Source organism: Morganella sp. BCCO 40_0007 (assembly GCF_032989665.1).
GTDB lineage: Bacteria > Pseudomonadota > Gammaproteobacteria > Enterobacterales > Enterobacteriaceae > Morganella > Morganella sibonii.
In genome coordinates this window covers 422627-442591 of the sequence record NZ_JAVBIN010000002.1, presented here as the reverse complement: position 1 = coordinate 442591, position 19965 = coordinate 422627, and the positions used below count along the sequence as shown (strand labels likewise).

Annotated in this window: 18 protein-coding genes; 4 read left to right on the top strand and 14 right to left on the bottom strand. The window is 51.9% G+C overall.

The window, feature by feature from the left end; genetic code table 11:
- Nucleotides 1–22: 22 nt before the first annotated feature.
- Nucleotides 23–1147, top strand: a complete 1125-nt coding sequence (locus tag R5268_RS04145) for a tRNA/rRNA methyltransferase (protein ID WP_317418617.1) — start codon at nucleotides 23–25, stop codon at nucleotides 1145–1147.
- 47 nt (nucleotides 1148–1194) lie between these two features.
- Here the strand turns inward: R5268_RS04145 and R5268_RS04140 are convergent, their stop codons facing one another.
- The 12 genes from R5268_RS04140 to nrdH form a co-directional block, all read right to left on the bottom strand.
- Nucleotides 1195–1371, bottom strand: a complete 177-nt coding sequence (locus tag R5268_RS04140; RefSeq protein WP_218455180.1) for a hypothetical protein — start codon at nucleotides 1369–1371, stop codon at nucleotides 1195–1197.
- Between the two features lie 711 nt (nucleotides 1372–2082).
- Nucleotides 2083–3618 (bottom strand): multidrug efflux MFS transporter permease subunit EmrB, encoded by a 1536-nt coding sequence (gene emrB, locus R5268_RS04135; protein WP_218455181.1) that lies wholly within the window; start codon nucleotides 3616–3618, stop codon nucleotides 2083–2085.
- Nucleotides 3619–3630: 12 nt separating this feature from the next.
- The gene (gene emrA / locus R5268_RS04130; protein ID WP_046893654.1) at nucleotides 3631–4809 is read right to left on the bottom strand and encodes a multidrug efflux MFS transporter periplasmic adaptor subunit EmrA; all 1179 of its coding nucleotides are present in this window, start codon (nucleotides 4807–4809) and stop codon (nucleotides 3631–3633) included.
- A gap of 243 nt (nucleotides 4810–5052) precedes the next feature.
- Nucleotides 5053–5568 carry a transcriptional repressor MprA gene (gene mprA / locus R5268_RS04125; protein WP_107680386.1) on the bottom strand — a complete coding sequence of 172 codons (516 nt, stop codon included), beginning with the start codon at nucleotides 5566–5568 and terminating at the stop codon, nucleotides 5053–5055.
- Nucleotides 5569–6052: 484 nt separating this feature from the next.
- Nucleotides 6053–7279 carry an MFS transporter gene (locus R5268_RS04120; RefSeq protein WP_107680385.1) on the bottom strand — a complete coding sequence of 409 codons (1227 nt, stop codon included), beginning with the start codon at nucleotides 7277–7279 and terminating at the stop codon, nucleotides 6053–6055.
- Between the two features lie 331 nt (nucleotides 7280–7610).
- Complete coding sequence (gene proX, locus R5268_RS04115) at nucleotides 7611–8609, bottom strand: glycine betaine/L-proline ABC transporter substrate-binding protein ProX (protein WP_107680384.1); 999 nt, start codon at nucleotides 8607–8609, stop codon at nucleotides 7611–7613.
- An 88-nt stretch (nucleotides 8610–8697) separates the two neighbouring features.
- Complete coding sequence (proW, locus tag R5268_RS04110; protein WP_317418618.1) at nucleotides 8698–9837, bottom strand: glycine betaine/L-proline ABC transporter permease ProW; 1140 nt, start codon at nucleotides 9835–9837, stop codon at nucleotides 8698–8700.
- The gene (proV, locus tag R5268_RS04105) at nucleotides 9824–11029 is read right to left on the bottom strand and encodes a glycine betaine/L-proline ABC transporter ATP-binding protein ProV (RefSeq protein ID WP_046893659.1); all 1206 of its coding nucleotides are present in this window, start codon (nucleotides 11027–11029) and stop codon (nucleotides 9824–9826) included. The genes proW and proV overlap by 14 nt, the downstream gene beginning before the upstream one ends.
- A 605-nt stretch (nucleotides 11030–11634) precedes the next feature.
- Nucleotides 11635–12597: a class 1b ribonucleoside-diphosphate reductase subunit beta gene (gene nrdF, locus R5268_RS04100; protein WP_004235573.1), complete on the bottom strand. Its 963-nt coding sequence runs from the start codon at nucleotides 12595–12597 to the stop codon at nucleotides 11635–11637.
- Nucleotides 12598–12618: 21 nt separating this feature from the next.
- Nucleotides 12619–14739, bottom strand: coding sequence for a class 1b ribonucleoside-diphosphate reductase subunit alpha (nrdE, locus tag R5268_RS04095; RefSeq protein WP_317418619.1), 2121 nt, complete (start codon nucleotides 14737–14739; stop codon nucleotides 12619–12621).
- A gap of 30 nt (nucleotides 14740–14769) precedes the next feature.
- Nucleotides 14770–15186 (bottom strand): class Ib ribonucleoside-diphosphate reductase assembly flavoprotein NrdI, encoded by a 417-nt coding sequence (gene nrdI / locus R5268_RS04090; RefSeq protein WP_052926261.1) that lies wholly within the window; start codon nucleotides 15184–15186, stop codon nucleotides 14770–14772.
- A gap of 22 nt (nucleotides 15187–15208) precedes the next feature.
- Nucleotides 15209–15427, bottom strand: a complete 219-nt coding sequence (gene nrdH / locus R5268_RS04085; protein ID WP_046893662.1) for a glutaredoxin-like protein NrdH — start codon at nucleotides 15425–15427, stop codon at nucleotides 15209–15211.
- Between the two features lie 308 nt (nucleotides 15428–15735).
- Between nrdH and mnmH the strand changes: the two genes are divergently transcribed.
- The 3 genes from mnmH to cspE all read left to right on the top strand — a co-directional run bounded on the left by mnmH (nucleotide 15736) and on the right by cspE (nucleotide 17868).
- A complete protein-coding gene (gene mnmH / locus R5268_RS04080) occupies nucleotides 15736–16818 on the top strand; it encodes a tRNA 2-selenouridine(34) synthase MnmH (RefSeq protein ID WP_317418620.1) in 1083 nt (360 codons plus the stop codon).
- Nucleotides 16819–16999: 181 nt separating this feature from the next.
- On the top strand, nucleotides 17000–17467 hold the full coding sequence (locus tag R5268_RS04075; protein ID WP_107680379.1) for a methylated-DNA--[protein]-cysteine S-methyltransferase: 468 nt from the start codon (nucleotides 17000–17002) through the stop codon (nucleotides 17465–17467).
- A gap of 191 nt (nucleotides 17468–17658) precedes the next feature.
- Nucleotides 17659–17868, top strand: coding sequence for a transcription antiterminator/RNA stability regulator CspE (cspE, locus tag R5268_RS04070; RefSeq protein WP_004235583.1), 210 nt, complete (start codon nucleotides 17659–17661; stop codon nucleotides 17866–17868).
- Nucleotides 17869–17959: 91 nt separating this feature from the next.
- Here the strand turns inward: cspE and R5268_RS04065 are convergent, their stop codons facing one another.
- Entirely contained in the window at nucleotides 17960–18808 is an 849-nt protein-coding gene (locus tag R5268_RS04065) for an EamA family transporter (protein WP_107680378.1), read from the bottom strand.
- 188 nt (nucleotides 18809–18996) lie between these two features.
- Nucleotides 18997–19962 (bottom strand): lipoyl synthase, encoded by a 966-nt coding sequence (gene lipA / locus R5268_RS04060; RefSeq protein WP_317418621.1) that lies wholly within the window; start codon nucleotides 19960–19962, stop codon nucleotides 18997–18999.
- Between the last annotated feature and the right edge of the window lie 3 nt (nucleotides 19963–19965).

Below are 19965 nucleotides of genomic sequence, written 5' to 3'. Positions count from 1 at the left end.
GGAAATGGCGTGGGAGAAACACATGAACGACTCTTTAAATGGTAAAAACGGCAAAGTAAAAGTGATGTATGTCCGCAGTGAGGATAAACCGGACGATCAGAAAAAATCAGACAGACGCGGCGGCCGGGGATCGGATCGCGGCGACCGTAACAGCCGCGGCCCGCGCGGGGAGCGTAATGAACGCAGCAACCGTGGCGAACGAAGTGACCGCAGTGACCGCAGTGACCGCAGTGACCGTGGTGATCGCGGCGATCGCGGCGAACGCAGAGGTCAGGGCAGTTATTCCGATGACGGCCGTTCACCGTGGAAAACGGTGTCCCGCCAGCCGTCAGAAGACGGAGAAGCACTGCTCCCTGATCACGGTGGTATCAGCGGTAAAAGCCAGATTGATCCTGCCCAGCTGCGCCGTCAGCGTCAGGAAGAAACCCGTATTTACGGGGAAAATGCCTGTCAGGCAATGTTCCGCAGCCGCCCTGAGCGTATTGTGCGGGCCTGGTTTGTTCAGTCCGTCACACCGCGTTTCCGCGATGCCCTGAAATGGCTGGCGGCCAACCGCAAAGCCTATCATGTGGTGGATGAGGAAGAGCTGGCAAAAGCGTCCGGCACAGAACATCACGGCGGCGTTTGTTTCCTGATTAAAAAACGCGGCGGTGTGAGTGCGGAAACCTATCTGGAAACTGCCGGTGAGCAGGATTGCGTGCTGGCGCTGGAAAACGTCGGTAACCCGCATAACCTCGGCGGTATTATGCGCAGTTGTGCCCACTTCGGTGTCAATGGCGTGATCCTCCAGGATGCATCGATACTGGAATCCGGTGCGGCTGTCCGTACTGCGGAAGGCGGCGCTGAGCATCTGGTCGGGATTGATGCGGATGGTCTGACTGACACGCTGGATTTATTCCGTAAAAAAGGTTACGCCATCGTCACCACCTCCAGCCATAAAGGCAGCACTGATCTGGCGAAAGCCACACTGCCTGCAAAAATGGTACTGGTTCTGGGTGAAGAGAGTGACGGCCTGAGTGACGCGGTCTGGGAAGGCGGGGATATGCGCCTGTCAGTCGGCGGCACCGGCAATGTGGAAAGCCTGAACGTATCAGTTGCAACGGGGATTATCCTGGCGCGCTGGTGGCAGCAGAATAAAGTCAGCTGATATACTTCTGACAGCGATTGCTCAAAACCCGGCGTGTGCCGGGTTTTTTAATTGATCAGATGAAGTGTCAGCAGGCTTTTGATGGCATCAGAGTCCAGAGCCCGGTGATACCTGGCGATATCACCGGTAAAACAGTCAAACGGCCGCCAGCATTTAATCCGTCCGTCATCCAGTGAGAGTTTTCCGGCCATCAGAACATCACCTTTATTATTAATGATGTTCATGAATGTTTTTTCTGAAATGTGATGCTGAAGATTATTTGTCGGTGATAATGGCAGTACACAATGGACCTGATCAAGATATTCAGCAAGAATATAAAAGTAAACATCACCCTGTAAACACAAATAAATATCTTTTGTGATGTTATGGCGAAAATAATAATGCTCTGCAATTCGTGTCAGATGATAATCCGTCAGTATGGTATCCTGGTTTTTATTCTGATTACCCGGAAGGTAGTTATGAATATCCCACTTCGGAATATTACAGAGATTTATGAATTTATCTAACAATGCGCTCATGGATATCCTGCAGTTTGTTCACCTGTCTGTCAGCGCGCCAATCATACCGGCTGTAGCGGAATGACTGCTATTAATAACAGATATTAATATTATAAAAAAACCATGCCGGAGCATGGTGCAAAAATATGCATTAAAAATAAAAATTATGGCAAACCGTATTAATGATGCTAAATCATGGTCACACTCCCTTGTGAATGTTATATAAATAATCATCCGTGATATTAATACCGCAACTGAAAAGTGTTTTTTCCTGCGGTGAAATAAGAATAGCAATTTAATGATTTTAAGAGCAAGTGATTATTCTGTTAATAAAGTTGTGTTTTATTATTGTTTAATAAATCATAAAATGAATATATCTCATCTTATTATTTAAGCTGGAAATAAAAATAAAGGCACCGAAGTGCCTTTCCTTTTTTCTTAATGCGCGCCGCCGCCGTCACCGCCACCGGCAGTAAACGGAGGTCTGGCAAACCAGACCAGCAGCATCAGTACCAGGAAGACACCGGCTGAAAGCCAGAAAATCTCATTGGCAGAGATAATCAGCCCCTGGTCGGTGATCACTTTTGCAATATAAGCCGACGATTGCTGCTGCGACATCCCCATTTCACCCAGCGTGTGATACATCTGCTGTGTATCCGGGCTGAACGGGTTGATATGCTCGGCAAAATTGGCGTGATGCATCGATTCCCGCTGTGTCCACAGCGTGGTGGTGATGGATGTCCCGATAGCCCCTGCCAGTGTCCGCGTAAAGTTTGACAGACTGGATGCCGACGCCATTTTTTCCGGCGGCAGGCCGGAGAGGGTAATGGTGGTCAGTGGCATAAAGAAACAGGCAATTGCCAGCCCCTGTACAAACTGCGGCCAGGCAGCGGCAGCAAAGTCCATGCCCGGTTCAAATGTATAGGCGCGCCAGTAGAAACAGACGGTATACATAATGAAACTGAATGTCACGATGATCCGGTAATCCACTTTATGCGCATATTTACCGATAAGCGGCGTGATCAGCAGCGGCAGAATACCGACCGGCGCGGAGGCCAGTCCTGCCCAGGTGGCAGTGTAGCCGAATACCCCCTGTAACAACTGCGGCAGCAGAACAATGGTGCCGAAATAGAGCATATAAGCAAGACTGAGGCTGAGACAGCCTATCGTGAAGTTCCGGCTTTTAAACAGTGATAAGTCCACCACGGGGTGGTCATCCGTCAGCTCCCAGACAATCAGGAAGGCGATGGCGATCACCGCAATCACGGTCAGGACAATAATCTCCGTTGAGTTAAACCAGTCCAGCTCTTTGCCCTGATCGAGCATAATCTGTAAGCAGCCGACCCCGACCACCAGCAGGATCAGCCCGACGGTATCGATCGGACGAATTTCCGTTTTGGTTTCCCGGCCTTCCAGGGTTTTTGCGGTCAGCATCATGATCACAATCCCGAACGGCACGTTAATAAAGAAAATCCAGCCCCAGTGATAGTTGTCACTGATATAACCGCCGAGGATAGGCCCGCAGATCGGGGCGATAACAATTGTCACCGACCAGAGTGCCAGCGCCATGGTGCGTTTTGCCGGGGGATAGTTATTGAGCAGCAGACTTTGTGATAACGGGATCAGCGGCCCGGCCACCAGACCCTGGATCACGCGGAAAAAGATCAGCATGCCCAGGCTGTTGGAAATACCGCATAACCAGGAAGAGATGGCAAATAATGCCGTCGACCACATAAACAGACGGACTTCGCCGATCCGTTTGGCCAGCCAGCCGGTGATCGGAATGGAGATAGCATTCGCCACCCCGAATGAGGTAATCACCCAGGTTCCCTGAGAGTTAGAAGAACCGAGGTTACCGGCGATCGTCGGGATCGCCACGTTAGCGATGGTAGAGTCGAGCACCTGCATAAAGGTCGCCAGTGACAGGGCGATCGTCATCCAGGCCAGTTTTGCTCCGGTCAGTGGCGCCTGCATAACCCTGACTCCTTACTGACCGGCATTGCGGCTGATTATCTCTGAGATCATCTGATCAGCCGGTTGCATATCAATGCTCAGGGCATTGGTATGATAGGCCGGATCGGTGCGTACACTTTTTGACAGCACCGGGCCGTCAGTATTCTGAGTGTCCACGGTGACATCACCGGAAAGACCGATACGCAGCGGGTATTGCTCCAGTTGCGCCGGGTCCAGTGCGATACGTACCGGCAGGCGCTGAACGACCTTAATCCAGTTACCGCTGGCATTCTGTGCCGGAAGCAGTGAGAACGCGCTGCCGGTACCCATATCCAGTCCGGTAACGGTTCCGGTAAAGACCACTTTATCGCCGTAGAAATCGGTGATCACTTCAGCCGGCTGCCCGATACGCATAGCACTGAGCTGTGTTTCTTTAAAGTTGGCGTCAATCCACATGCCGGTTGCCGGTACGACCGCCATCAGCGGGGTGGCTGGCGTGATCTGTGCGCCGACCTGCACACTGCGGCGGGAGACATAGCCGTCCACCGGACTGCGGATATCAGTCCGCTCCAGCGCCAGCCAGGCATTGCGTACTTCAGTAGCCGCTTGTTTTACCGCAGGCTGTTCGCCCAGCGGGGTATCGAGAATAACGGCTTTATTGGCATTAAACTGCTCAGTGGCGACATCCAGCTGTGCTTTGGCGCTGACTACCGCTTCGCGGGCATGCTGAAGCTCTTCTTTGCCAATCAGATTTTGTGCACCCAGCACTTCCCGGCGGCGGAGGTCATTTTGCAGACGGGTCAGTTCTGAGCGGCGGACTTCAATACCGGCCAGTAACTGGCGGCTGTTGATCATCTGCTGATGTGTCTGGCGGACGCTGTTTGCCAGCGCGACCTGTGCTTTTTCCAGCGCCAGTCCGGCATCCCGCTTGTCGAGCTGAACCAGCAGTGTGCCGGCGGTCACGTAGTCGGTATTATCCACACTAACAGTGGTGACACTGCCGGATACCTGTGACATCACAATGACCTGATTACCGGTCACATAGGCGTTATCGGTTGATTCATGGTGGCGGAGTACCATAAACCAGTAAACGGTATAAGCCGCCCCCAGTAATACAAACAGTAACGTCAGCAACATCAGCGCATTACGGCGTTGTCGTTTTTTGTTACGGACAGGGGGCTGTGCAGCCTGAGTTTCCTCACTGACACTCATCAGTTATCTCCGGATCTTGTTCTTTTTTTAAGGTGTTGTATGACATAACCGCAACAAAGACAGGCTTGCTATTGTCGTCACTGTGGTTAACGACAACTGCAAGCCGGGATGGTCAGCACATCAATTGATGTCAGAAATGTCAGCCTGTGAAGAATAAAGGATCCGGGCCAACAGAAAAGGTTTTTTTACACATACTTATTGAGAAAAGCTCTTATTCATTAACCTTAAACAATAAAAGGTTATTTAGTTGTCGCTCTTATCGAGCTGAATAAGTAATTTTCGCATCAGTTTTTCCAGGTCTTTCTGCTCATTATTGTCCAGCGCTGACCAGATATGACGTAATGCATCATGCTGAGGCGGAAGCAGGCTGTGCAGAAAATCGGAACCTTTTTCTGTCAGGTGCAGATGCAGGCAGCGGCGGTCATTGTGGCTCTCTTTGCGCTCAATCCAGCCGTTTTTCTCCAGTTCATCCGCGATACGGGTCGCATTGGTGCGGGAGGAGCCGAGTGCTGCACTGAGTTCTGAAGGCTGAATGCTGTGAGATTCTTTAGTATCCAGAATCATCAGGGCCATGAATAATGTTTCATTTATCCCCTGAGATTTCAGCATATTGTTACGTTTTTCTAATAATTTACTCTGAACGTGCATTGAAAGCCGGGTCAGTAAAATTTCCTGATACGGCAGATCCGCACCCAGATTATTCTGTTGTGTGATCCGGCTGTTAAGCAACTCTTCTGTCGGTGTAAATGAACTTTCCATTATTGAGATACCTTATTAGTTTCTGTTGGTATGTTAACCCGGCTATGGCCCGGCGGGGTGGCCGGTCAAAAGATTAATTTAACAATTATAGCAGGTTAATATCACTACATTTCTTCTGATAATGCCAACTCATTCATAAATTTTATGAATGTTAGTCACAAATATCACTTATTATTTAGCAAATCACTTACATTTTCATTACCGGGTGGCTGACTCTGATTATGCGTAATTTTTGCTTCATAAATTACGTCAATTTTTATTAGTGAACCATGATAATGAAGAATATCAAATGACTTTCATTAGCCGTTATGTCAGTGATTATTGCTGTAGTATCTATTTTACGTGGTCAAAAATTATTTTCTTTGATTAACAGTGTTATTTGTAACTTTTTATGAAGGGATAATCCACGAGTGGTAGATTATTATGCGACTTTTGTTTGATTTTTGAGTTTAAAAAGCACCGGAAGGTGCTTTTTACGGAGGAATCAGGTGTGTGAGGGCTGCTGATGCGTGGCTGTTTCGCCGGATTGCGGGACATCATACTTCTTCCCGGCAAGCCAGATCACCAGGCCCAGGGCACTGACGGCGGCACCGCTGTAACAGACGCCATCCCAGCCGTAGTGGCTGTATGCATAGCCGGAAAGCAGTGAACCGAATGCACCGCCGCAGAAATAACAGGTCATATAACCCGCGGTCAGGCGACTGCGTGCCTCCGGCATCATCCGGTAGAGGGTACTCTGATTGGTGACATGAACAGCCTGCACGGCGAGATCAAGGATCACCACACCGGCCACAAAAGCCGCGACAGAATATCCGCTCAGCGCCAGCGGTATCCAGGAGAGCAGCAGAAGCAGCAGACCGGCGCTGGTGGTCAGGCGGCCTTTGCCTTTATCGGCAAAACGTCCGGCGGGACCGGCCATCAGTGCACCGGCGGCACCGGCGAGGCCGAACAGTCCGATGGTGCTTTCGGAATAGTTAAACGGATCGGATGCCAGCAGGAAGGCCATTGATGTCCAGAGCAGACCAAATGCGGCAAAGACAATGGCACCGAGTGCGGCGCGGACACGCAGAACCGGGGTGCGGATAAACAGTGTCACAATGGAGGCCAGTAACTGACCGTATTTCAGATCAGACACCTGTTTGTACTGCGGCAGGCGCAGATACAGGATCAGCGCCAGCAGAACGAGCAGTCCGGAGGCTGCCCAGTAGACCGTCCGCCAGCCGCCGAATTCCGCGAGCACACCAGCCACGGTCCGTGCCAGCAGAATGCCGAGCAGCAGGCCGCTCATAATGATCCCGACCGCTTTGCCGCGATGCTGTGGTTTGGCGATAGTCGCCGCCAGCGGGATAAGAATCTGCGCCACCACGGAAAACATCCCGGCCAGTGCGGTACCCAGCAGTAACTGCCAGAGCGTCTGTGACAGGGCGGAGATGACCAGCCCGATTGCGGACAGCAGTGTCATGGTGACGATCAGGTTGCGGCGCTCAAATTTATCCCCGAGCGGTACCAGAAACATCAGACCGGCGGCATAGCTGAGCTGCGCGGTCGTGACGATAAAGCCTGCCATACCGGCAGTTACACCGAATTGTGCGGCAATCGTCTCCAGTAAAGGCTGTGCATAATAGTTACTTGCGACTAACAACCCGGTTGCTATTGCCATCAGGCAGATAAGCTGAGGTGTCAGAACCGCATCAATGGTTTTCTTTTTCATGATTATTATAAGATTGATTGAGTATGAAATGATTACGGGTACTACGGAGCGGTACTATATAGAAAGCAGACCGGAAAGGGTATCGGTTTTGTGATGTTTGTCACGTTTTATTGAGGAAAAAAAGCGGCCATATTGCTATGGCCGCCCGGGCCGTTGACAAACCCGCAGGGGGTGGCGACGACCGACAGAGGTTGTAAAAATAAACCGGGAAAATCAATTTATTGATTTTCGGCTGATAACACAAAGCAGGAAAAACCACGTTTTATCCTGCTTTGTCAGCAATCTCAGCGGCCATATTGCTATGGCCGCCGGACGGATTTTTCAGATCCGGTTATTTATCAGCGGCTTTTCGTGCCTGTTCAATCCAGCCGTCGAACTTAGCCTGATTGGCTTTAATCCAGGCATTGGCGTGACGTTCAATATCCGCCTGTGAATTTTCGCCGTTATGCATGCGCAGGTTCTGGGCGTTAATTGCCGAAACCGGCAGTTTCATGACGGCAAACAGCTCTGCGGCAGCCGGGTTCTGTTCAGCCCAGACTTTGTTAGCTGCAATATGCATGGTGCTTGGCGGGAAGCCGTAGTTTTTGCCGTTCGGCAGTTTGGTATCGATCTTCTCACCGTCAGGCATGGAGGAGAACGGTACTTCCAGCCAGACCACATCACGGCCCGGTTTCAGGACATCACTGATCCAGTACGGTGTCCAGGTATAGTAGAGAACCGGTTTGCCCTCTTTATAACGGGTGATAGTGTCTGCCATCATCGCGGCATAGTTCCCCTGGTTATGCTCAACCGTATCTGTCAGCTTATAGGCTTTCATGTGGTTGTTGATGGCGGCCTCGCAGCCCCAGCCAGGGTTACAGCCGGTCAGATCCGCTTTACCGTTGCCGTTACTGTCAAACAGTTTGGCAATTTCCGGATCTTTCAGCTGCTCAATGTTGGTGATGTGGTATTTTTCAGCGGTCTTTTTATCAATCAGATACCCCTGGGCGGCATTCACGACATAATCCCCTTTGCGGTAGAATTTGTCGTCACCCCCGGCAGCTTTGTACTGGGAGTTGTGCAGCGGCACCCAGCTTACTGCCATAAAGGTGGCATCACCGTTGGCGATTGACGCATAGGCCACGTTGTAATCCACTTCCTGGATAGGCTGCACATCATAGCCGAGTTCTTCCAGTGCTTTGTTGACGATAAGGGTCTGAAAGGTTTCTTCAGTAATGGTGCTTTGTACAGGCAGCACTTTGACCCCTTTGCCCGGCTGCGCGGTGTCCGCGAAAGCCTGAGTACCAATGAGTGCCGATAAGGCGATTGCTGCGATTGCTGTCTTACGCATCGTTTTCCCTCTTGTTGTGCCTGCCGCCGCGATAACAGCGGCAGGGTGATAATGAGCGGGAGCGGAAACTCCCTGCCGCTGCCGCGGATTACGGCGCGCGGCGGAACGGACGGGTGATAAGCCCGGCAGGGCCGGTGTGATACCAGCGGCGGCCGGCTTTGCTGCGGGAATCTTTCCCGAGAGATTGCGTCAGGCGGTCAAGAATAATGGCGAGAATGACAATTCCGGCACCACCGACGGACGCCAGCCCCATATCCAGACGGCCGATACCGCGCAGTACCATCTGCCCCAGGCCACCGACGGCGATCATGGAGGCGATAACCACCATTGACAGTGCCAGCATCAGTGTCTGGTTGATCCCGGCCATGATGGTCGGCATCGCCAGCGGTAACTGTACTTTAAACAGCATCTGACGCGGATTGGCACCAAAGGACTCAGCCGCTTCCACCAGGTCGGCGGGCACCTGACGGATACCGAGGATAGTCAGGCGTATCACCGGCGGCAGGGCGAAGATAATCGTTACCACCACGCCCGGTACGTTACCGATACCAAACAGCATGACAATCGGCACCAGATAGACGAAGGCCGGTGTTGTCTGCATGGCATCAAGCAGCGGACGGATAAATTTTGCGGCGCGTTCATGCCGCGCCAGGGCAATACCTGTCGGTAAACCGATGATAATACAGAACATCAGGGCGGTCAGAACCAGTGACAGAGTCACCATCGCCTCGTTCCATGCCCCGATGGCACCGATAAAGGTCAGTGATACCACGGTGGCAAGCCCCAGTCCTTTGCCGCTCATCTGCCAGGCGAGCAGGGCAAAAATAAGAATCGCGATCGGCGCGGGAATGGCGGTCAGCCCCTGTTCAAAGGTCGTGAGCACAAAGTCGATCGGTACACGGATACCCTGAAAAACCGGGCGGAAGTGCAGCACAATCCAGTTGATGGCATCGGTCACCCAGCTGTCAAACGGGATCAGCGAGTGGTCAAACGGGTTTGCCCAGTCAAAGGCGGGACCGGTATCCGCCGGTGCGGCATCCAGCCAGTCACTGCCGCTGTCAGCCGCGCCGCCCCACGGGTCGGCATCCGCACCGCCGGTATCGGCGGCACTTCCCCACGGATCACTGCTGTCTGCGGCATCCGGGGCTGTTTGTGCTGATGAAGTATCCTGTTCTGACGTTGCCGCCCATGGATCAAGCTCTGTATCCTGTTGATTATTCCGGCTCATTCGGCGTCTCCTTATCTAAAGCCTGCAAAAGCATCCCTTTTGAGATAACCCCGGCATAGCGGTTGTTGTTGCCGACCACCGGAACTGCACACGGTGACTGCGCGACAACGGTCAGCAGCTCATTCAGCGGCGTGTCGGCGCTGACCGCCTGCGGCTCGCTCAGAATGGCATCTGTGATAGGTTTTTTCGCTTTCAGTGCCGCCTCCAGAGAGGCAACAGAAACAATACCGGCAAATTTTTGTCCGCGTTCAATCAGATAGCCGTACTCACGATCATCATCATTGAGCACTTTCAGTGCCGAACGCGGGCCGAAGCCCGGTGCCACATGCAGCAGCGCATCCGCACGGCGGCGGGCAATATCTTTGGCGCTGAACACATGACTGATATCCACGCCGCGGAAGAACGTGCGGACATAATCATTGGCCGGATTATTGAGGATCTCATCCGGTGTGCCGACCTGCACCACAACACCGCCCTGCATAATGGCAATACGATCGCCGATACGCATAGCTTCGTCGAGGTCATGGGAAATAAAGACGATGGTACGCTGTTTATCCCCCTGGAGACTCAGCAGCTCATCCTGCATTTCGGTGCGGATCAGCGGGTCAAGGGCGGAGAACGCCTCATCCATCAGCAGGATATCCGGGTCATTTGCCAGTGCGCGGGCAAGCCCGATCCGCTGACGCATCCCGCCGGACAGCTCATCCGGATAGGAATTTGCCCACTGTTCCAGGTTGACCTGTTTCAGCGCATCCAGCGCGCGTTCATGACGTTCGGTTTTGCTCATCCCGGCCAGTTCAAGGCCGAATGCGGTATTATCGATAACCGACATATGCGGCATCAGAGCAAAGGACTGGAACACCATACTGATTTTTTTGCGCCGCACCTCGCGCAGTGCCTGATCGGAAATCACAGCGATATCTTCGCCGTCGATCAGCACCTGGCCGCGGGTCGGTTCTATCAGGCGATTGAGAAGACGAACTAAGGTGGATTTCCCTGAACCGCTCAGTCCCATGATGACGAATATTTCGCCTTCTTCAATGGCCAGATTGGCGTCCTGTACGCCGACGGTAGCACCGGTCTTTTCAAAGATATGTTCTTTGTCCAGGCCCTGTTCTAATAATTCAAATGCCTGTTTCGGGTGCTCACCGAATATTTTATAGAGATTTTTAACTTCGAGTTTTATTGCCATGCAGTATATCCATTCAGAATAACGTGGATGTGAAATGGGTAAATGTGAATCCTCTCCCTGAAAAAAAACGTTATTTACCCTAGCATACGAGATAATGCTGACAACCCCTTGTTTATGAGAATTAATCAAAAACAGCGGATATATTTTTAGTGTAAAATCACTGATATCCGGTAAATACACTGGTTTATTAATATATGAATTATTTGCGGGGAATAAGACAGGGATATCCCCGGAAAGTTAACCAGGCGCTTGTTTTAGCCGCTTTTTATCCGGAATACCTGAAAAGAGAATATGATGATATTTTGCCGCATAATACCGGCGTCAGTAAGTTGTGATGTTTCTCCCGAAAACAGGGAAAAAAAATCACGCCACATTAAACATACTTATTAATAATGATATGTAATTAATGCCGTGATAACGGATATTTAGGTTAAGTTTAAAAATAACTCGATAAAAATACCCCAATAACCGGAAAATAGCTCCGGAAAAATTGATAATTCAGGTTGTTTTATGAGCAAAAAATGCACTGATATAAATATGCTGTAATATCAGTGCATTAATAAAACCGGTGTTTTTCACATGACACTTAAACGGAAATTATTGATTTAAAAATCCCAGTCCTCATCTTCGGTATTCACCGCTTTGCCGATCACATAAGAAGAACCGGAGCCGGAAAAGAAATCGTGATTCTCGTTGGCATCCGGTGACAGCGCCGATAATATTGCCGGGCTGACATCCGTCACACTCTCCGGAAACAGTGCTTCATAACCTAAATTCATCAGTGCTTTATTTGCGTTGTAATGCAGGAATTTAATCACATCCTCAGACCACCCTGCACCGTCATATAATTTCCGTGTATAACTGACTTCATTTTCGTATAAATCAAATAACAGACTGAACGTAAATTCCTTTATTTCTTTACGGGTTTGCTCGTCATAATTCTGTAATGAACGCTGGAATTTATAACCGATATAATAGCCGTGTACTGCCTCATCACGGATAATCAGGCGGATAAGATCGGCAGTATTCGTCAGTTTGGCGCGGCTTGACCAGTACATCGGCAAATAAAAGCCGGAATAGAATAAGAAGGATTCCAGAAACACACTGGCGACTTTCTTTTTCAGCGGGTGCGGGTCACGATAGTAACCGAGAATAATCGCCGCTTTGTTTTGCAGTGTCGGTTCCTCCTCACTCCAGCGGTAGGCGTCATCAATCTCCTGTGTGGAGCAGAGCGTGGAGAAAACCGAGCTGTAAGAGCGGGCATGCACCGCCTCCATAAAGCTGATATTGGAGAGCACAGCTTCTTCATGCGGTGTCAGGGCATCCGGGATAAGCGCCGGTGCACCGACTGTGTTCTGAATAGTATCCAGCAGGGTCAGCCCGGTGAAGACACGGATAGTCAGCTGCTTCTCTGCCGGGGTCAGCGTCTGCCATGACGGAATGTCATTGGAGAGCGGGACTTTTTCCGGCAGCCAGAAGTTGCTGGTCAGACGGTTCCAGACTTCAAGGTCTTTGTCATCTTCAATCCGGTTCCAGTTGATCGCGGAAATGCGGCTTAATGTGGTCATATCATATCTCTTAAAAACGGGTTATACGGCGCAGGAAACACAGCCCGCCACTTCGGTGCCTTCCAGCGCGGACTGGCGCAGGCGCACGTAATAGAGGGTTTTTATCCCTTTGCGCCAGGCGTAAATCTGTGCACGGTTGATATCGCGGGTGGATGCCTCATCACTGAAAAACAGGGTGAGGGATAAGCCCTGATCAACATGCTGTGTGGCAGCAGCGTAAGTATCGATGATCTTTTCCGGCCCGATTTCGTAGGCGTCGCGGTAATATTCAAGGTTATCGTTGGTCATATACGCCGCAGGATAATAGACGCGGCCAAGCTTACCTTCTTTGCGGATCTCAATGCGGGCTACAATCGGATGAATGGAGGAGGTTGCGTGATTGATATAGGAAATCGATCCGGTCGGCGCAACCGCCTGTAAGTTCTGGTTGTACAGCCCGTGCGCCATGACACTCTCTTTCAGCTGCTGCCAGTCTGCCTGCGACGGGACGGTAATCCCGGCATCCGCAAACAGGGCGCGGACTTTTTCTGTCGCCGGTTCCCATTTCTGCGTAATGTATTTGCTGAAGTATTCCCCGCTGGCATAGGCTGACTGTTCAAAATTGCGGAATGTCTGCTGCCGCTCAATTGCCAGCTGATTTGAGGCTTTCAGGGCATAGTAGGCGATGGTTAAGAAATAGATATTGGTAAAATCAATACCTTCTTCCGAACCATAATGGATATGCTCCCGCGCCAGATAGCCGTGCAGGTTCATCTGCCCGAGCCCGATGGCATGAGAGCCGCGGTTGCCGTGATCAATGGACGGCACACTGCGTATTTCACTCATATCCGATACCGACGTCAGTCCGCGTACGGCGATGTCAACGGAGCGGGCGAAATCCGGGGAATCCATCATTTTCGCAATATTCAGCGAGCCGAGGTTACAGCTGATATCACGGCCGGTGTGGCGGTAGCTCAGGTCGTCGTTGTATTCACTGGCGCTGTTGACCTGGAGGATCTCCGAGCAGAGATTGCTCATATTAATGTAACCGGCGACCGGGTTGGCCCGGTTCACATTATCCTCAAACATGATGTAAGGATAACCGGACTCAAACTGGATCTCCGCCAGGATACGGAAAAATTCACGGGCATTGATTTTGCGCTTGCGGATGGCCTTGTTATTCACCATATCCGCATAGTGCTCTGAGATGCTCAGTTCTGACATCGGTTTGCCGTACACCCGCGCCACATCGTACGGAGAGAAGAGATACATCGGCTCGTTGTTTTTGGCCAGCTCAAAGGTGATATCCGGGATAACCACACCGAGGGACAGCGTTTTGATGCGGATTTTTTCATCCGCGTTTTCCCGTTTGGTATCGAGAAACGTGAGGATATCAGGATGGTGCGCATGCAGATACACGGCTCCGGCTCCCTGACGCGCGCCCAGCTGATTGGCGTAAGAAAAGGCATCTTCCAGCATCTTCATCACCGGCACCACGCCGCTGGACTGGTTTTCAATCAGTTTGATCGGCGCGCCGGATTCGCGCAGGTTGGTCAGCAGAAACGCCACACCGCCGCCGCGCTTCGAGAGTTGCAGCGCCGAGTTCACACTGCGCCCGATGGATTCCATATTATCCTCAATGCGCAGCAGGAAGCAGGAGACAAACTCCCCGCGCTGCTTTTTGCCGCAGTTGAGGAACGTCGGGGTGGCGGGCTGAAAACGTCCGCTGATGATCTCTTCCAGCAGATGTTCTGCCAGTTTCGTATCTCCCCGCGCCAGCGTCAGCGCCACCATGCAGACGCGATCTTCAAACCGCTCCAGATAACGCTGGCCGTCAAAGGTTTTCAGGGTATAGCCGGTATAATATTTCAGGGCACCGAGGAAAGTCGCAAAGCGGAATTTTTTACTGTACGCCTGCCGGAACAAATTTTTAATAAATTCAAAATCATATTGTCCGATAACATCAGCTTCGTAATAGTTTTCATTAATCAGAAAATCGAGTTTTTCCCGCAGATTATGGAAAAACACGGTGTTCTGATTAACATGCTGACGGAAGTAGTGGTGTGCGGCCGTCACATCTTTATCAAACTGGATTTTTCCCTCTGTATCATACAGATTGAGCATGGCATTCAGGGCGTGGTAATCCGTGTATTCAGTGGTCATCGTGTTATTCCGGTATCAGATAAGCAGCATTCAGCAGGCGGATTCAGCGGCCTGCTGCTGCCAGAAATGGTGTAAGCCGCGGCGGACGTTATCCACATCCGCCTGCGTGCCGAGCAGTTCAAAGCGGTATAAAAACGGCACCTGACATTTGGCGGAGATAATGTCACCGGCAATGGCATAAGCGCGGCCAAAATTGGTATTACCGGCGGCAATCACCCCGCGCAGCAATGCCCGGTTCTCAGGGCGGTTCAGAAAATGGATCACCGGACGCGGTACCGCACCATTGTGATGGCCGCCGCCGTAGGTCGGTACCAGCAGCACAAAGGGTTGTGTGGCAGCCAGATTCCCGTCTTCCGGCAGCCGGGTGGCCGGAATTCCCAGCTTTTCAGTGAACCGGTGACAGGTTTCTGAACGGGTGGAAAAATAAATCAGTGCCTGTGTAGTCATGGTGCCTCCGGGGATATGCTGCTCAGAGGGCGGCGAGTTTGTCGGGACGGAACCCGGCCCAGTGTTCCTGACCGGCGATCACCACCGGCACCTGCTGATAGCCCAGTGTGCGGACATGCTGATACGCCTGTTCATCCTGAGTGATATCGATGACACTGAACGGGATATTTTTCCGTGTCAGCATCTGATAGGTGGCATTGCACTGTACGCAGTCGGGTTTGCTGTAGATAGTCACTGTCATGGTGGTATCCCTTGGTTATGGCTGCCCGTTATGAGCAGATATCGTGGGTTAGCTGTGTCTCGAATACTATATGTAGATTTTAAATATATCAACCACACTATATATGGTGCTTTTGTAATTTGAATGATTATCACTATTATTAATCCGGATGTGAGTAAATGCGCGATGAACTGTCCGCACGGTGAGTATGCGGCGGCGGAAAATCCGCAGCGACAAATGCCGCGGGCAGGCGTACAATAAAAAAATCTGAACTGTCTTTTACAGACAGCTGAATCTATTGGCACCTGAACTGAAATCACACATTTATTATGGAATTAGCCCCGTCTTCCCGAACCATCCGCACACTTCTTGCTTCTGATACTCCGCTGATTGATGTCCGCGCACCGGTCGAATTCAGTCAGGGAGCGATGCCGGCTTCACATAACCTGCCGCTGATGAATGATGAGGAGCGGGCGGCTGTCGGCACCTGCTATAAGCAGCAGGGATCTGAAAAGGCGATTGCGCTGGGGCATCAGCTGGTCAGCGGTGAAATCCGTGAGCAGCGGATGACGGCCTGGCTGGCGGCCTGTACAGAATATCCGCAGGGGTATCTCTGCTGTGCCCGCGGAGGGCAGCGTTCGCATATCGTGCAGCAGTGGCTGCGGGAGGCCGGGACGGAATACCCGCTGATCACCGGTGGTTACAAAGCATTGCGCCAGGCGGTCATTCAGGTGACGGAAGAGCTGGTGGCACGTCCGGTTATTCTGATCGGCGGCTGCACCGGCAGCGGTAAAACCACACTGGTGGGCGAACTGGCGGACGGTATTGATCTGGAAGGGCTGGCGCATCACCGGGGATCGTCTTTCGGCCGCACGCTGGAGGCGCAGTTTGCCCAGGCGACATTTGAAAACCATCTCGCTGCTGCGATGATAAAAAAAGAAGAAACCTGTACCCGCTGGGTGCTGGAAGATGAGGGCCGCGCTATCGGGGCTAACGGTCTGCCGGAACCGCTGCGGGCACAAATGGCACAGGCGTCGCTGGTGGTGGTGGAAGATCCGTTTGAGCGCCGTCTGGAACGCCTGAAAGAAGAGTATTTTGACCGCATGACCTGTGATTTCACCGCCGCATACGGCGAAGAAAAGGGACGTGAGGCATACAGTGAGTATCTGCATCACGGGCTGTCTGCTATCCGGAGGCGGCTCGGCACACAGCGTGCGGCAGAACTGACCGCGCTGCTCGATAGTGCCCTCGCGGAGCAGTGGCGCAGCGGCAATACAGAAGCGCATTTCTCGTGGCTGTGTCCGCTTCTGGAAGAATATTATGACCCGATGTACCGCTATCAGCTGAGTAAAAAAGCCGATCGCATCCTCTTTCGCGGCACGTATGAGGCCGTCGCCGACTGGCTGAAATAATCAGCTGTCTCATCATTCGTCATAAATCAGTCCGCCGGGATATCATTTTCCGGTGAACTGACTTGCATGAATTCATTTGCCTCGTTATTTTCTCTGTTGTGAGATGAATGACGTAAATGATGTTTGTCTCTTTATCATAATTAGGTTTTGCTATAGCAAAACCAGCACAAAGGGCAAACGTATGGCGACGACTTATATAAAGGCTCCAACCGGATTTCCGCGCCGTTTTATCATTATCAGTGCGGATGAGCAGGGGATCACTGAACTGGGATTTGATGATACTGCACCGGAGCAGACAGACAGTGATAATCCGCATATCAGACAGTGCATTCATGAGCTGGATGAATATTTCGCCGGGAAACGGCAGGATTTCAGTGTAAAACTTAATCCGTACGGTACGGAATTCCAGACCAGGGTGTGGGCGCAGTTATCAACGATTCCGTTTGCGATCACCTGGTCCTATAAAGATCTGGCATTAAAACTGGGATCGGCTAATTATTGCCGCGCGGTCGGTATGGCAAACGGGCGTAACCCGATTTGTCTGATTATCCCGTGCCACCGGGTGATTGCCCACGACGGCTCAATGGGCGGATACAGCAGTGGCCTGGATATCAAGCAGTGGCTGCTGCGCCATGAAGGGATCATCTGAGGGATAAATACAATTGTCCGCTGAAATAACCAGGACAAATCCTCTGGTATATCAGCGAAATATCACTCAGAATACCATTATCCGACGGGTAGTTTAGTATCGAACCAGATTGCCCGGCAGGATCAATACAGTCTGATGATGACTGGCCGGGTACTGATGAAATACTATCACTTGTAAAAAGGTTTTTTTGAATGTCAAAGCGCAAAGGTAACGTGAAGTGGTTTAACGAAGCAAAAGGTTTCGGTTTTATCACTCCGGAAGACGGCAGCAAAGATGTGTTTGTTCACTTCTCTGCAATTCTGAATGATGGTTTCAAAACACTGGCAGAAGGCCAGAAAGTGGAATTTGAAATCGTTGATGGCGCAAAAGGCCCGTCTGCTGCAAACGTTGTCTCGATTTAAGTTGTAACTCGCTATACCGTAGCCGTTATTTTAATTCGACATTACCGTGACGAAAACCCGTTACTCACCATAGTAACGGGTTTTTTTTATATCAGCGCCGGTTAGCGACCTGACTGAGCCAGACACTGCCGATAACCACCACAACACCGGCACACTGCAACAGGCTCAGTTGCTGATCCAGCACAAACCAGCCCAGCAATACGGCAGTCAGCGGGCTGAGAAAACCGAGTGATGCGACTGAATTCGGTCCGAGGATCGCCAGTCCGCGAAACCAGAACAGATACGTCAGTGCCGCACCAATCAGCCCCAGATACAGCAATCCGCTGATATTGAGCAGTGTCAGCGGCGGCAGTGCCGGTTCGAGCAGCAGAGAGACCGGGAGCAGGAGCAATCCGCCCGCAGTGAGCTGCCACGTGGTAAAGGTCAGCGGTGAGACATCAGGCTGCCAGCGGCGGCTCAGTACCGTACCGGCGGCCATGGAGAAGGCACCGGCTAACCCGGCAATGATACCGATGGTGTCAAGTTTTGCCTGCGGCGTCAGTAACAGCAGTGCCACCCCGCCTATCCCGCACAGTGCGCCGATCACCGCCAGCGGTTTCAGCACATTTCCCAGCACCATACGGGAGAGCAGCAGCACAATCAGCGGCTGAATAGCGCCGACCGTTGCAGCCACGCCGCCCGGCAGACGATAGGCTGAGACAAACAGCAGCCACCAGAATACGGCAAAATTCAGCGCGCCGAGCACGAAAATCCGCCCCCACCAGATCCCTTTCGGCAACTGACGGATAAACAGCATCAGCAGCAGACCGGCCGGTAAAGCGCGCAGCATGGCGACAGTCATCGGGTAGCCTGCGGGCAGCATTTCGGTGGTCACCAGGTAAGTACTGCCCCAGACGGCGGGAGCCAGTGCTGTCAGGCATAAAACGCCACTACGTTTCATAATTTACTCATTATTAATGTGTTATGGCACGCATCATAATCAGTATCAGTAGTGGTGGGAATAGCGGCAGAGAGGCAGAGCACAAAAGACATATATCATTGAGCTGTTACCAGCGTCATCACCGGAGCGGCATAAAAAAACCGCCGTTTTGCAGCGGCGGTTTCCGGTATTCACAGAACGGCGGGAAATTATTTAACTTCTTCGCCTTTGGCCTGCAAATCAGCATGGTAAGAAGAGCGGACAAACGGGCCGCAGGCAGCGTGGGTGAAGCCCATCGCCATGGCTTCGGCTTTCATTTCCTCAAACTCTTCCGGGCTGACATAACGCTGAACCGGCAGGTGGTGGCGGCTCGGCTGGAGATACTGGCCCAGCGTCAGCATGGTGACGCCGTGGCGGCGCAGGTCGCGCATAACATCCAGGATCTCGTCGTTGGTTTCGCCTAAACCGACCATCAGACCGGATTTTGTCGGGATCTCCGGATGTGCTTCTTTAAAGCGTTCCAGCAGCTTCAGCGACCAGTCATAGTTCGCGCCCGGGCGTACCTGGCGGTAAACACGCGGTACGTTTTCCAGGTTGTGGTTGAAAACATCCGGCGGGGTGGCGGTCAGGATTTCCAGCGCTTTATCCATACGGCCGCGGAAGTCCGGCACCAGAGTTTCAATTTTAATGGCCGGGCTGTGATCGCGGATAGCGGTGATACAGTCAGCAAAGTGCTGAGCGCCGCCGTCACGCAGGTCATCACGGTCAACAGAAGTGATCACCACATAGCGCAGTCCCATATCTTTGATGGTCTGACCCAGTTTCTGCGGCTCGTTGGTATCCGGCGCATTCGGGCGGCCGTGGGCAACGTCACAGAACGGGCAGCGGCGGGTACAGATAGCCCCGAGGATCATAAACGTGGCGGTACCGTGGTTAAAGCATTCGCTCAGGTTCGGGCAGGAGGCTTCCTCACAGACAGAATGCAGGCCGTTACGGCGCATTGCATCTTTGATCCCCTTGATTTTATGGGAATCGGCCGGAAGTTTGATTTTCATCCAGCTTGGTTTGCGTAATCGTTCGGTCGTCTCTGATACCAGGTTTTTGACCGGGATAAGCGCCATTTTATCGGCGTCGCGGTACTTGATACCGCGCTCCATCTGAATTGGTTTACTCATGTT